General features: G+C 72.9%; 13 protein-coding genes. 4 read left to right on the top strand and 9 right to left on the bottom strand.

Features of this window, described 5'->3' with window-relative positions:
- Nucleotides 1–3 precede the first annotated feature (3 nt).
- On the top strand, nucleotides 4–666 hold the full coding sequence (locus ABD785_RS34020) for a hypothetical protein (RefSeq protein ID WP_344836712.1): 663 nt from the start codon (nucleotides 4–6) through the stop codon (nucleotides 664–666).
- A 3-nt stretch (nucleotides 667–669) separates the two neighbouring features.
- On the opposite strand, the gene ABD785_RS34015 is transcribed toward ABD785_RS34020, so the two are convergent.
- From ABD785_RS34015 to miaA, 7 genes are all read right to left on the bottom strand, one after another.
- Complete coding sequence (locus ABD785_RS34015; RefSeq protein ID WP_344836710.1) at nucleotides 670–2,337, bottom strand: ABC transporter family substrate-binding protein; 1,668 nt, start codon at nucleotides 2,335–2,337, stop codon at nucleotides 670–672.
- Nucleotides 2,327–3,727 carry an ABC transporter ATP-binding protein gene (locus ABD785_RS34010; protein WP_344836709.1) on the bottom strand — a complete coding sequence of 467 codons (1,401 nt, stop codon included), beginning with the start codon at nucleotides 3,725–3,727 and terminating at the stop codon, nucleotides 2,327–2,329. The genes ABD785_RS34015 and ABD785_RS34010 overlap by 11 nt, the downstream gene beginning before the upstream one ends.
- Nucleotides 3,724–4,500, bottom strand: a complete 777-nt coding sequence (locus ABD785_RS34005; protein ID WP_344836707.1) for an ABC transporter permease — start codon at nucleotides 4,498–4,500, stop codon at nucleotides 3,724–3,726. The genes ABD785_RS34010 and ABD785_RS34005 overlap by 4 nt, the downstream gene beginning before the upstream one ends.
- Nucleotides 4,497–5,432, bottom strand: a complete 936-nt coding sequence (locus ABD785_RS34000) for an ABC transporter permease (RefSeq protein ID WP_344836705.1) — start codon at nucleotides 5,430–5,432, stop codon at nucleotides 4,497–4,499. The genes ABD785_RS34005 and ABD785_RS34000 overlap by 4 nt, the downstream gene beginning before the upstream one ends.
- 265 nt (nucleotides 5,433–5,697) lie before the next feature.
- Nucleotides 5,698–6,426 carry an SCO6745 family protein gene (locus ABD785_RS33995; protein ID WP_344836703.1) on the bottom strand — a complete coding sequence of 243 codons (729 nt, stop codon included), beginning with the start codon at nucleotides 6,424–6,426 and terminating at the stop codon, nucleotides 5,698–5,700.
- Nucleotides 6,427–6,536: 110 nt separating this feature from the next.
- Nucleotides 6,537–7,358, bottom strand: coding sequence for a diaminopimelate epimerase (dapF, locus tag ABD785_RS33990; RefSeq protein ID WP_344836700.1), 822 nt, complete (start codon nucleotides 7,356–7,358; stop codon nucleotides 6,537–6,539).
- Nucleotides 7,355–8,245 carry a tRNA (adenosine(37)-N6)-dimethylallyltransferase MiaA gene (gene miaA / locus ABD785_RS33985; protein ID WP_344836850.1) on the bottom strand — a complete coding sequence of 297 codons (891 nt, stop codon included), beginning with the start codon at nucleotides 8,243–8,245 and terminating at the stop codon, nucleotides 7,355–7,357. Before miaA ends, dapF begins: the two co-directional genes overlap by 4 nt.
- 98 nt (nucleotides 8,246–8,343) lie before the next feature.
- On the opposite strand from miaA, the gene ABD785_RS33980 reads away from it, so the two are divergent.
- Entirely contained in the window at nucleotides 8,344–8,607 is a 264-nt protein-coding gene (locus tag ABD785_RS33980; protein WP_344836698.1) for an antitoxin, read from the top strand.
- Here the strand turns inward: ABD785_RS33980 and ABD785_RS33975 are convergent.
- Together ABD785_RS33975 and miaB are read right to left on the bottom strand one after the other, a co-directional pair.
- Nucleotides 8,594–9,337, bottom strand: a complete 744-nt coding sequence (locus ABD785_RS33975) for a class III extradiol ring-cleavage dioxygenase family protein (protein ID WP_344836695.1) — start codon at nucleotides 9,335–9,337, stop codon at nucleotides 8,594–8,596. The genes ABD785_RS33980 and ABD785_RS33975 overlap by 14 nt on opposite strands.
- Complete coding sequence (gene miaB / locus ABD785_RS33970) at nucleotides 9,331–10,878, bottom strand: tRNA (N6-isopentenyl adenosine(37)-C2)-methylthiotransferase MiaB (protein WP_344836692.1); 1,548 nt, start codon at nucleotides 10,876–10,878, stop codon at nucleotides 9,331–9,333. The genes ABD785_RS33975 and miaB overlap by 7 nt, the downstream gene beginning before the upstream one ends.
- Nucleotides 10,879–10,981: 103 nt before the next feature.
- Between miaB and ABD785_RS33965 the strand changes: the two genes are divergently transcribed.
- Both ABD785_RS33965 and ABD785_RS33960 read left to right on the top strand, forming a co-directional pair.
- Nucleotides 10,982–11,731, top strand: a complete 750-nt coding sequence (locus ABD785_RS33965; RefSeq protein ID WP_344836689.1) for an amino acid ABC transporter ATP-binding protein — start codon at nucleotides 10,982–10,984, stop codon at nucleotides 11,729–11,731.
- A 10-nt stretch (nucleotides 11,732–11,741) separates the two neighbouring features.
- Nucleotides 11,742–12,584, top strand: a complete 843-nt coding sequence (locus tag ABD785_RS33960; RefSeq protein WP_344836687.1) for a glutamate ABC transporter substrate-binding protein — start codon at nucleotides 11,742–11,744, stop codon at nucleotides 12,582–12,584.
- The last annotated feature ends 1 nt before the right edge of the window (nucleotide 12,585 follow it).

Below are 12,585 nucleotides of genomic sequence, written 5' to 3'. Positions count from 1 at the left end.
TTCATGTCTGGATCTCGCCGCGCCACCGGCAGCCGCCGTAAGCAGAACAACTCCTCCGGCCGCTACGCCTTCGCGGCCGTAGCGACCGGTGTGCTCGGCATCGGCGTCATAGCCGGAGCCGTCTTCGTGCTGCGCGGCGAAGGCGAGGAGCCCGCCTCCGCCAGCTCCCCCATCGCGACGAGCGCCGACGCCGGGGCCGTCGAGACCCCCAAGACCGGCCCCGTGGTCTCCCTGACCACCCCCGACGGCTTCCGCTACAAGATCGCCGCCGTCTCCGGCACCCGCAAGTCGACCGGCGAGGCCTACGCCGACTACACGCTGACCAATGTCAGCGGCAAGCGGGCCCCCCTGGAGACCCCCGGCTCCCTTTTCGTGAACCTGGCCACCGCCGGTGAGGCGGGCAAGCGCTGCGCGGCCAACCGCACCGTCCCCGCCGGGCTCTGCGGCGTCCAGACGATCACCGAGGTCGTCGGCTACCTCGGCACCTCCCAGCAGCCGGAGATCGACGGCGAGGACCAGTGGATGCCGCCGGGCGCCGGATACCTCGTCCGGGTCTCCTCCTCCGCGAAGGTCGGCGAGATCCGGCCCTCCGACCTCCGCCTCTACATCTCGGAGATCCGCTTCGTCACCGCGGGCAAGGCCATCCCGATCCCCTTCCCCCGGTGATCGTCAGCGGGTGAATCCCAGGTCGGGGTAGGCGAGGTCCAGCAGGCCCGCGGCGCCCACCCCGGCCAGCCCCTTCCGGACGGCCACGAGCTGCGGCCGCTGGTAGAGCGGCAGGACCCCCGCCTCCCGCCAGACCAGGGCGTCGGCCTCGCCGACGAGCCGCGCCGCCCGCTCCGGATCGAGCTCGCGGCCCGCGGCGTCGAGCAGCCGGTCGATCCGCGCCGAACCGGCCCTGGCGAAGTTCTGCCGCAGGTCCGAGCCGCTCGGCCGGGCGAACACCGAGCGCATCGACGAGGCCGGATGGGGCGTGCCGAGCCAGGCGAACGCCGCCAGGTCGAAGGCGCCGGGGACGACGTACCGGTCGATCAGCTGGTCCTGCGGGACGGTCACGAGCTCCGTCCCGATCCCGGCCCTTCGCAGCATCTCCGCGACGAGCCGCGCCTCGTCGGCGGAGGCCGTCACCCCGGCCGGGACCAGGTAGCGCAGCCGCAGTTCCGCGCCCTTACGGACCCTGCGGCCGTCCGACAGGCGCCATCCAGCCTCCTCCAGCAGCCGGGCCGCCCGGCCGGGATCGGGGAGGCCGAGACCGCCGCTGGTGTCGCGGTAGCCGAGCTGGCCGTTCATGTAGAAGTGGTTGTCGAGGGTCCGCGCGGGCCAGCCGAGATCCTTCAGCGCGGACTCGGCGAGCAGGGCGCGGTCGATGGACAGGAACACCGCCCGCCGCACCCGCACGTCCGCGAGGGCCGTGCCGCCGGCGTTGAGGGTGATCTGCCGCCAGTCGGGCCCCGCGGCGCGCCTGATCACGGCGCCCGGCACCGACCTCGCCCGCCGCAGCGCCGCGGCGTCGGTCCCGATGTCGAGCAGGTCGACCTCCCCGTTGGCGAAGGCCCCCGCCGTGGCGGCCGGATCAAGCGCCCGGAACTCGATGGCGTCCAGCTTCGCGGGCCGCCCCCACCAGGACGGGTCGCGGGTCAGGCGCACCGTCTGGGCCGCCGCGTCGAACCGCGCCACCCGGAACGGCCCCGCCGTCACCGGGATCCGCCCGGTCCAGCCGCCGTTGAACGCCCTGGACGTCGTGTTGGCCGACGCCGGGTACAGGGGGGTGAACAGTGCCCGCCAGTCGGCGAAGGGCTGCCGGAACGTCACCACGACCTCGTCGTCCGACCGGCCGCGGGCGACCTTCGTGATCTGCCGGTAGCCGCTGTCGGAGGCGATCCGGAAGCCTCCGGCGCGGCCCGACAGCGCCCGTGCCTGCGCCGCGAAGTCCCGGAAGCCGAGGCTCGTGCCGTCCGACCAGCGGGCCTTCGGGTTGAGCCGGTAGCGGACCACCTGCCGGGGCCGCTTCGCGATGATCCGTGCCGAGAGGAGGTAATCGGGGTCGGGGGCGGCCGTCCCGTCGGCCGCGGTGCGCATCGGGTAGGGAAGGACCGCCCTGAGGACGGTGTCGGCGACCCCGCTCATGCCGTTGACCTGGTTGAAGTTCCACTGGCGCGGCAGTTCGGGCACCGGCCACCGCAGCGTCCCGCCGTCGCCGATCCGGTCGCGGGCCACCACGCCGAGGTCGGTGATGCCCGCCTCCTGCGGTCTCACCGGCCCGCCTCCGGCCGTACAGGCGGTGAGGAGGGCGGCGCAGAGGGCCGGGAGGACGACACCGCGATGATCAGTGCGCATGGATTCCGTTCGGGTCGGGCCGGAGGGCGGTGATCCGGCCGTCGGACAGGCCGAGGACGCGGTCGGCGAGGGCGTCGAGCAGCCGCCGGTCGTGGGTGACCAGGAGGCAGCCGAGCCCGAGCCGGGTGCGCAGGATCGCCAGCAGGCCGGCGATCTCGCAGGCGGTGCGCTCGTCGAGCGCGGAGGTCGGCTCGTCGAGCAGGAGGAGCTCGGGGCCGAGGACGATGGCCCTGGCCAGGGCGGCCCGCTGCCGCTGGCCGCCGGACAGGGCGGCCGGGCGCCGTCCGGCGATCCCGGGGTCGAGCCCGACGAGCCCGAGGACCTCGGCGACCCTGTCCCTGACGGGACGGCCGTGGATCCGCAGCGGCTCGGCGATGCTCCGGCCGATCCTCATCCGGGGATCGAGCGAGCCCGCGGCGTCCTGGAAGACCGCCTGCATCCGCGCCCGCAGCGCCCGGCGCTCCCCGCGGCTCAGGTCGGCGGTGTCCCGGCCGCAGACCTCGATCCGGCCGTCGACGGGGCCGAGCCGCAGGATCTCCCCGACCAGGCCGCTCTTGCCCGCACCCGAGGCTCCGGCCAGCCCGACGATCTCCCCCGCGCCGACTTCGAGATCGATCCCGTGCAGCAGCGGCGTCCGCAGGGCCGTCACCCTCAGCAGCGGTTCCCGTCCCGAGACGACCGGGGCGTCCCGGCGGGGAGGCGGCACCCGCGGGGCCGTCGGCGGGCTCTCGCGCAGGAGGCCGTCGCGCAGGTGGAGCACCCGGTCGGCGGCGCCCGCCGCCACCGGGTCGTGCGTGATCAGCAGCAGGGCCGTCCCGGGTCGGCGCAGCAGGGCGAGGACCCGGTCCCGCTGGGCGGGATCGAGCGAGGCGGTCGGCTCGTCGGCGATGAGGAGCGGCGGCGCGTGCGCCACGGCCAGCGCCACCAGCACCCGCTGACGCTCCCCGCCGGACAGCTCGTGCGGACGCCGTCCGGCCAGCGGCTCCGCCAGTCCCACCGAGCGCAGCAGCTCCCCCGCCCGCTCCTTCGCCTCCCGCCGCGACGAGGGGGCGTGCACCCTGACCGCCTCGGCCAGCAGCGCCCCGACCGTGCGGCCCGGGGTCAGCGCCGCCGCGGGATCCTGGAAGACCATCCCGAGGCCGCGCCCCCGCAGCCGGGAGAACTCCGCGTCGCTCATCCGGGTCAGGTCCCGGCCCCTGAACCGGATCTCCCCGGTGACGTCCGCCGCCGCGGGCAGGAGCCCCATGACGGCCAGGGCGAGCGTCGACTTCCCCGACCCCGACGCCCCCAGCACCGCGACGGACTCCCCCTCCGCCAGCTCGAGGTCCGCCCCGCGCAGCGGCCGCCCGCCCGGATGGTCCACGCACAGCCCCCTGACGGTGAGGATCACACCGCCTCCTGGAGGGCGTCGCCGAGCAGCGTGCAGGCCAGGATCAGCGCGCTGAGCAGCAGCGCGGCGGGAAGGAACAGCCACGGGTAGACGGTCGCCGAGGCCGTCCCGCCCGCGATCAGGGTGCCGAGGGACGTCCCGGGCTCCCGCACCCCGAACCCGAGGTAGGACAGGCCCGACTCGGCCAGCACCGCGAAACCGACGTTCAGGGTCGCGTCCGCCACCAGCAGCGGCACCAGGTTCGGCAGCAGATGCCGCGCCACGACCCGTACCGGCGAGGCTCCCGCGCACTCGGCGGCCCGCACGAACTCCGCCGCCCGCAGCGACCGGCACCGCGCCCGCACGGCCCGCGCCGTCACCGGCCACAGGAACAGGGCGAGCACCACGACGAGCAGCGGGGTCCGGCCTCCCACCGAGGCCGCGAGCACCGCGGCGAGCAGCACCGCGGGGATCACCACCAGCACGTCGGCGACGGCCATCAGCAGCCGGTCGCAGCGGCCGCCCAGATATCCGGCGAAGGCTCCGGCACCGGCCGCGAGCCCCGTCGCCAGGAGGGCCGCGCCCAGCCCGATCACCAGCGACCGCCGCAGCCCCTCCGCCGTCAGGGCGAAGACGTCCCGGCCCGCGCCGTCGGTCCCGAACCAGTGCGCCCAGGACGGCGCCGACCGGAACGCACCCAGGTCCAGGTCCCGCCCTCCTGCCGCCGGTCCGGCTGCCGCGAGCAGCACCAGCGCCGCGAGCAGCACCCCGCCCGCCGGCCCCCGTGACCTCACCGGGCGCCCTCACGGGTCCGGGGATCCAGGACCGCGGCGAACAGCGAGGCCAGGACGGACGCGACCGGCACCAGCAGGGCGGCGACCGCCAGGCAGGCGGCCACGGTGTTGACGTCGGAGGTGCGCAGCGCGTCGGTCAGCAGCTCGCCCATCCCGTGCCAGCCGTAGATCTTCTCCAGGAAGACGGCCCCCAGCAGCAGAAGCCCGAGGTTGTAGGCGAAGGCGGCCGAGGTCGGCACGAGCGTCAGGGGGAGGCCGTGGCGCAGCAGCGCGCGCCGCCGGGTCAGCCCCCTGGCCCTGGCCGCCCTGACGTGCTCGGACTCCAGCACGTCGCGCAGGAGGGTGCGCTGGTAGCGGCCGTACAGGGCGATCTGGCCGAGCGCCACGGTCAGCGTGGGCAGCACGAGATGCTCCAGCCGCCCGGCGGCCCCCTCGCCCTCCCCGACCCACTCGATCCCGAGCCCGCTGGAGCGGGCGGCGAGCTGGAGCAGCACGGCCAGCACGAACACCGGGACGGCCAGCAGCGGCAGCGAGCACCCCGTCAGCAGCCTGCCGGCCCAGGGACGCAGCACGGCGAGCACCGCGAGGACGACCCCGGCGACCGCGCCCAGGACGGTCCCCGCCAGCAGCAGCCGAAGGCTGACCAGCAGGCGCGGCCACAGCTCGGCCGCCACCGGCGCCCCGTCCCAGGTCCTGCCGAGGTCTCCGCGCACGATCCCCGACGCCCAGCGCCGGTATCGCACCGCCAGCGGCGTCCTGTCGTTCAGGTTCACGGCGTCGAGCTGGGCCTCGACCACCGCGGGGGCGGGTGCGGGGGAACGCCCCTCGAAGTGGGATCTGGCGTCCAGTCCGGCGGCCGCGAGCAGGTAACCGAAGCTCGCGGTCGCGACGGCCAGCAGTACCGCCCCGACGCACCGCCGGACCAACGCCATCACCGCTCCCTCTCCGAGGACAGAGAGCAAGTGAAGTATCACGTTCGGCTATGTTCGCGCCGTCCGTCGGCGGTAATGAGCATGAGGCGGACGAAGGAAGGGCCGATGATCGTCCCCCGCCAAGAGTATGATCATCGGCCCTTCGGTGCGCGCCCTGTCCGGGGCTCCCGACCCGGTGCTGCGCGTACCCCCTTACGTGAACGAAGGTACGGTCCCCGCCATCCCGCCCCTAAGGGACAGCGGTCCCGGCCGTTCCGGGAGGTTTCTACCGGGCGAAGGCCGCGGTGTGCGCCTTGGCGAGAAGGTCCTCGAGCTCGGTCAGCTCGGCGGCGGACAGGACCGCGAACGCCGGGGCGATCAGGACGTCCGTGAGCGCCTCCGCGGCCGTCCAGCGCTCCCGCATGTCCGGCGTGATCTCGTCGAACGGCTCCCGCCAGCCGTACAGCCGGGCCTGGTCGGGGCCGCTGGCCATCGGCGAGCCGCCGATCACGACGGCGTCGCGCGGTCCGAGCCCCTGCGCCTTCACCGCCAGGAAGTGCAGCCCTCCGCGCAGCTCGCGCAGGACGTGGGTCAGCTGGAGCACCCGTGCGGACCCGTCGGCGGGCAGCTCCACGGCCCGCCAGCCGGCGAACAGCGGCACCCCGCCGACCTCGGCCGCGTCCGCGACCGCCTTGAGCAGCTCGGCGAGCCGGTCGGCGTCGCCGAAGGCGGCCAGCTTGCGGCGCCCGAAGCCCTGGGCGGCGCGGGCGTATCCGGCCGTCGCCTCGGCGGCGGGCATCGCCACCGACTCCCAGGCCGCCCGGACCGCGTCGGCGGGGAAGAACCCGACCGCCGCCGTGACGACGTCCGCGTCGACGTCCCCGAGCACCCCGGCCCTGCCGCGCATGTACGGCCCGATGAAGCCGTCCACCCCGGTCGTCTTCCCGAACTCCTTGGCCTCGCGCGAGAACATGAACGCGCCGCCGAGCTGCTGAACGTGGTCCTTGACCGACATGACGACTCCTCACCGAATGACGTTCTAGTGATGGTAGAAGCCGCCGGGACCGCCCGTATCGCCGGGGCCGACGCACTCGCGCGGCGAAAGGTCCGGTTCAGTGACAAAACTCAGCGCAGGACCCCGTCGGCGACGAGCGTCGCGGGCCCGCGCAGGTGGCTCGTTCCGCCGGCGAAGACCACCACGACCGTGCCGCCGAGCACGTCCACGGTCCACTCCGAGTCCTCGGTGAGCGGGTCGGAGCCCGCCAGGAGCGCCGCCGCGACGGCCGTGGCCACCGCGCCGGTCCCGCACGAGCGGGTCTCCCCCGATCCGCGCTCGTAGACCCGCATGGTCACGTGACGGTCGCCGACCGGCTCGAACAGCTCGACGTTGACGCCCTCGGGGAAGTCCTCGGCGGAGAAGACCGGCGGGACGCTCAGGTCGAGCCCGGCCACCGGGTCGCCGATCCGGCAGGCCAGGTGCGGGTTGCCCATCGAGACCTTGCGCCCGGTGTAGGTGCCGCCCGCCACGTCCACCGACGACGAGCCGAAGATCACCGGGGCGCCCATGTCGACGCTGACGTCCCCCTCGGCCCCCAGGGTGACGATCTTGTCTCCCCCGCGGGTGGCCACCGGGAACGTGCCCGGCCCGGCGAGCCCGGAGTCCACGAGGTAGCGGGCGAAGACCCGGACCCCGTTGCCGCACATCTCGGCGACGCTGCCGTCGGCGTTGCGGTAGTCCATGAACCACTCGGCGTCCGAGCCGCCCCCCGGGACCGATCCCGGTTCCGCGGCCTTGGTCCGCACGACGCGCAGGACCCCGTCGGCGCCGATCCCGCCCCGCCGGTCGCACAGGAAGGCCACCCGGGACGCGCTGAGATCCAGTTCGCCGTCCGGGTCCGCGATGATCACGAAGTCGTTCTCTGTCCCGTGGCCCTTGGTGAATCTCATGAACAGATCTTAAGGGCCTGGTCGAGCAGGTCCGGGGCGTCGTAGGGCAGCCAGGTGATGCGGGGGTCGCGCCGGAACCACGACTCCTGGCGCCGGGCGAACCGCCGGGTCGCCCGGACGGTCTCCTCGCGCGCCTCGTCCTCCGAGCACTCCCCCGCGAGGAACCTCAGCACCTGGGCGTAGCCGAGGGCCGCGGCGGCCGTCCTGCCCTCCCGGACGCCGAGCGGCTCCAGGGCCCTGACCTCCGCGACGAGACCGGCCTCCCACATCCGGTCCACGCGCAGCGCGATCCGCTCGTCCAGCTCGGGCCTGGGCACCAGCAGGCCCACCTGGACGGTCTCCGGATCCAGGTAGGAGTGCTGGGGAAGGTTCGCCGTGAACGGCCGCCCGGTGATCTCGATGACCTCCAGCGCCCGGACGATCCGCCGCCCGTTGCTCGCCAGGATGGCCAGCCCGGCGGCCGGATCGAGCCCGCTCAGCCGCGTGTGGAGCGCCGCCGGGCCCAGATCGTCGAGCTCGGCCTCCAGCCGCGCCCTGACCGCGGGATCCGTCCCGGGGAACTCCAGATGGTCGAGGGCGGCCCGCACGTACAGGCCCGAGCCGCCGACCAGCACCGGGATCCGGCCCCTGTCCCGGATGCCGCCGATGGCCGTGCGCGCCAGGCCCTGGTACTCCGCGACGCTCGCCGCCTCCGTGACGTCCCAGACGTCGAGCAGGTGGTGCGGCACCCCCCGCCGCTCGGCCGGGGTCATCTTGGCCGTGCCGATGTCCATGCCGCGGTAAAGCTGCATGGAGTCGGTGTTGACGGCCTCGCCGCCCAGGCGCAGGGCGATGTCGACGGCCAGGTCGGACTTTCCGGCCGCCGTCGGGCCCACCACGGAGATCACATTCACGGAATCAACTGTTTTCGGCTGGGTACGAACGGAATTAACGGGCGCTGGGACGGTGTTCCTTCAGGCGCCCGTACCAGTATCGGGGGGAAGCAATGTCGTTCGTTCAGAAGTTCATGGACCTGGTCGGCAAGAACGCCGACAAGGTCGGCCCCGCCGTCGACAAGATCGGCGACATGGTCGACGGCAAGACCAAGGGCAAGTACAAGGACCATGTCGACACGGTCCAGCAGAAGACCAAGGAGGCCGTCGACGGCCTGGCCAAGCAGCAGGCCGACAAGGCCGCACAGGCCGGAAACGCGCAGACCGGGACCGAGCAGACCGGTACCGAGCGGCCGAAGCCGCCTACGTCCAGCTAGCCACGAAGTAGCCCACTCCGTAGGGCGCCTCGTCGGCCAGGAGTTCCCCGGTCAGGGGGCGGCCGGCCGCGGCTCCCGCGAGGACCTGCCACGCCGCCCGCCCGGCCGCCATCAGCTCCCGTGACTCCACGGGGTCGAGTGCGGCCAGCGCGGAGGCGTCGGCGCTCTTCAGCGCTGCCGCCACCCGTGCGTCGTAGCCGACGGCCCGTTCGTCCAGGTAGCCGGGGGCCTTCTCGTCCCTGCACGCCGACCCGTCGCCCATCACCAGCAGGGCCACGTCGTCGGCCGCGAGCGCCCGGCCCAGCTCCAGGCACTCCTGCGCGGAGGCGTCCAGGGCCACGCTCTGGTAGGAGACCTCGCTCAGCGACGGCATGACGAGCCGCCCGTCGCCGAGGATCACGCACGCCCCCGACGCCCGTTCCAGCAGCCAGCGGCCCAGGGTCAGCGACAGCGGCAGTTCCGGCGCGCCGGAACCGATCGCGAGGTCCAGGCCGTAGGGGCGCAGGCTGCCGCTCGCCGAGGCGCCGAAACTCCGGGTCTCGGCTCCGCCGCCGACGACCACGATGCGCCGGGGCGGATCCTCGACGCTCCCGCCGGCCCTCCGGGCGCAGACCCGCAGGACCGCCCGGTCGGCCGCAGCGCGCAGGGCGTCCAGCTCGGACGCCGCCTCCCCTGCGATCTCCGGGACGAGCAGCGGCGGATGCGGGCAGACCGCCGCGGCGATCAGCAAGTGGAGCAGCCCGTCGCGGCGGGCTTGGCGGCCGGGACGCCGATGCCCGGCATGCCCAGCGAGACGCCCTGGGAGACCGGCTCCGGCCTCGCCTGCGCCCGCTCCCAGGCGTCGCCCGCCCGGGTCCGCCGGACCGAGCGGACCGGGCCGTCGGCGAGCAGGTGGTGCGGAGCGGCGTAGGTGACGTCGACGGTCACCATGTCGCCGGGCCGGGGGCGCTCGTCCCCGGTCAGCGGCCGGGTCTCGCCGGAGTCCCCGACGATCTCGGGGGTGAAGTGCACCAGCCGGTTGTCGGGGGCCCGGCCCGACATCCGCCGGGTGGCGGCGTCCTTGGCGCCCTCGCCCTCGGCGACCAGCAGTTCCAGGGTGCGGCCGACCTGCTTCTTGTTCTCGTCCCAGGAGATCTCCTCCTGGAGGGCGACCAGGCGCTCGTACCGCTCCTGGACGACCTCCTTGGGCACCTGGTCCTCCATGGTCGCGGCGGGTGTCCCGGGACGCTTGGAGTACTGGAAGGTGAAGGCGGAGGAGAACCGCGCCTCCCGCACCACGTGCAGGGTCTGCTGGAAGTCCTCCTCGGTCTCGCCGGGGAAGCCCACGATGATGTCGGTGGTGATCGCCGCGTCGGGCATCGCGGCCCTGACCCGCTGGATGATCCCCAGGTAGCGCTCCTGCCGGTAGGAGCGGCGCATCGCCTTCAGCACCCGGTCGGACCCGGACTGCAGCGGCATGTGCAGCGACGGCATGACGTTCGGGGTCTCGGCCATCGCCGTGATCACGTCGTCGGTGAAGTCCTTGGGGTGGGGCGAGGTGAACCGGACCCGCTCGAGGCCCTCGACGGCACCGCAGGAGCGCAGCAGCTCGGCGAACGCCGCCCGGTCGGCCCCCGAGAGGTCCTCCGAGGCCTCGAGGTCGCCGAACCCCGACCCGTAGGCGTTGACGTTCTGCCCCAGCAGGGTGATCTCGACCACGCCCTCGTCGACGAGCGCCCCCACCTCGGCGAGGATCTCGCCGGGCCGCCGGTCCTTCTCCTTGCCGCGCAGCGCGGGCACGATGCAGAAGGTGCAGGTGTTGTTGCACCCGACGGAGATCGACACCCACGCGGCGTAGGCGGACTCCCGCTTGGTCGGCAGCGTCGAGGGGAAGACCGAGAGGGATTCCTCGATCTCGACCTGCGCCTCCTCCAGCACGCGCGCCCGCTCCAGCAGGACCGGCAGCGCGCCGATGTTGTGCGTGCCGAACACGACGTCGACCCAGGGCGCCCGCTTCACGATCGTGTCGCGGTCCTTCTGGGCCAGGCAGCCGCCGACGGCGATCTGGAGGCCCTCCTCCGCCTGCTTGCGCAGGTGGCCGAGGTTGCCGTAGAGCCGGTTGTCGGCGTTCTCGCGCACCGCGCACGTGTTGAAGACGATCACGTCGGGTGCGCCGGACGCCTTCTCGTAGCCGGCGTTCTCCAGCAGGCCCGCGAGGCGCTCGGAGTCGTGGACGTTCATCTGGCAGCCGTACGTGCGGATCTCGTACGTGCGCGGAGAGGCAGTAGTCATGGCCCGTCCAGGTTACCCGCGGGCCGCTACTCACCGTTCCGTAACTAGATCGGAATCACCGGGGCCTCCCCTGACCGGAACCGTTCACGTAGCGTCTTTGTGCATGACGGACAGCGGCGATCTGCTGGTGGTGCTGGAGAACGTCAACAAGCACTTCGGCGACCTGCACGTGCTCAAGGACATCAATCTCGCCGTCGCCCGCGGCGAGGTCGTGGTGGTGATCGGCCCGTCGGGCGGTGGCAAGTCCACCCTCTGCCGGACCATCAACAGGCTCGAGACCATCGACGGGGGAACGATCTCCCTCGACGGCCGGCCGCTCCCCGCCGAGGGCAAGGCCCTGGCGGGGCTCCGCGCGGACGTGGGGATGGTCTTCCAGTCGTTCAACCTCTTCGCCCACAAGACGATCCTGCAGAACGTCACGCTCGGCCCGGTCAAGGTGCGCAAGATCGCCAAGGCCGACGCCGAGCGCGAGGCCCTGGAGCTGCTCGAGCGGGTCGGCATCGCCGCACAGGCCCAGAAGTACCCGGCCCAGCTGTCGGGCGGCCAGCAGCAGCGCGCGGCGATCGCCCGCGCGCTGGCGATGAAACCCAAGCTCATGCTCTTCGACGAGCCGACCTCGGCTCTCGACCCGGAGATGGTCTCCGAGGTCCTGGAGGTCATGACGTCCCTTGCCCGGGACGGCATGACGATGATCGTCGTCACTCACGAGATGGGCTTCGCCCGGAGCGCCGCGCAGCGCGTGGTGTTCATGGCGGACGGCCAGATCGTCGAGGAGAACACCCCCACCGAGTTCTTCACCGGAGCCCGCACCGAGCGGGCCCGTGACTTCCTCTCCAAGATCCTGACCCACTAAGGAAGAGATCATGCGAGCACGGTTCACGTTCGTCGCCCTCACCGCCCTCCTGGCGACGACGCTCTCGGCCTGCGGAAGCAGCAGCGACACGGTCGTCGACAAGGCCAAGAACGACAAGAAACTCGTCATCGGCATCAAGACCGACCAGCCGGGCCTGGGTCTGCAGACCGCCTCCGGCTACACCGGTTTCGACGTCGACGTCGCCAACTACATCGCCAAGAAGCTCGGCGCCGACAAGGTCGAGTTCAAGAAGACCACCTCGGACGTCCGGGAGCAGTTCATCGAGCAGGGCGACGTCGACCTCGTCCTCGCCACTTACTCGATCAACGACGAGCGCAAGAAGCGGGTCTCCTTCGCGGGCCCGTATCTGATCACCGGCCAGGACATCCTGGTGAAGGCCGACAACACCTCGATCACCGGCCTGGAGTCACTGAAGGACAAGACGGTCTGCGGCGCGGCCGGGTCGAACTCGCCCAAGCGCATCGCGGCGAAGTTCGGCGGCAGCGAGGACATCGCCAACGACTGGGGCAAGGCCCATCTGAAGATCCTCAACGGTTACGGCCTGTGCCTGCCGGACCTGGCCGCGGGCAAGGTCGACGCGGTCTCCACCGACGCGACGATCCTCGCCGGGTTCGCCGCGCAGGAGCCCGGCAAGTTCAAGATCGTCGGCCAGCCGTTCTCGACCGAGAAGTACGGCGTCGGCCTGAAGAAGGACGACAAGAAGAGCCGCGACGCCATCAACGACGCGATCGAGGCCATGTACAAGGACGGCGCCTGGAAGGCCGCCATCGACAAGAACTTCGGCGAGTTCGGCAAGCTGTTCACCACCCCGCCGCCGGTCGAGCGCTACTAGG

Origin of the sequence: Actinocorallia longicatena (assembly GCF_039534125.1) — a bacterium.
Taxonomy (GTDB): Bacteria; Actinomycetota; Actinomycetes; order Streptosporangiales; family Streptosporangiaceae; genus Actinocorallia; species Actinocorallia longicatena.
The sequence above is the reverse complement of the archived record's forward strand: the minus strand, read 5'-3'. Positions and strand labels throughout refer to the sequence as shown.

What these genes read in the sequence shown, in the direction of transcription:
- ABD785_RS33965 (WP_344836689.1), top strand. Translation starts at nt 10,982, where the DNA reads ATGACGGACAGCGGCGATCTGCTGGTGGTGCTGGAGAACGTCAACAAG.
- ABD785_RS34000 (WP_344836705.1), bottom strand. Translation starts at nt 5,432, where the DNA reads ATGGCGTTGGTCCGGCGGTGCGTCGGGGCGGTACTGCTGGCCGTCGCG.
- miaB (WP_344836692.1), bottom strand. Translation starts at nt 10,878, where the DNA reads ATGACTACTGCCTCTCCGCGCACGTACGAGATCCGCACGTACGGCTGC.
- dapF (WP_344836700.1), bottom strand. Translation starts at nt 7,358, where the DNA reads ATGAGATTCACCAAGGGCCACGGGACAGAGAACGACTTCGTGATCATC.
- ABD785_RS33980 (WP_344836698.1), top strand. Translation starts at nt 8,344, where the DNA reads ATGTCGTTCGTTCAGAAGTTCATGGACCTGGTCGGCAAGAACGCCGAC.
- ABD785_RS34015 (WP_344836710.1), bottom strand. Translation starts at nt 2,337, where the DNA reads ATGCGCACTGATCATCGCGGTGTCGTCCTCCCGGCCCTCTGCGCCGCC.
- ABD785_RS34020 (WP_344836712.1), top strand. Translation starts at nt 4, where the DNA reads ATGTCTGGATCTCGCCGCGCCACCGGCAGCCGCCGTAAGCAGAACAAC.
- ABD785_RS33960 (WP_344836687.1), top strand. Translation starts at nt 11,742, where the DNA reads ATGCGAGCACGGTTCACGTTCGTCGCCCTCACCGCCCTCCTGGCGACG.
- ABD785_RS33995 (WP_344836703.1), bottom strand. Translation starts at nt 6,426, where the DNA reads ATGTCGGTCAAGGACCACGTTCAGCAGCTCGGCGGCGCGTTCATGTTC.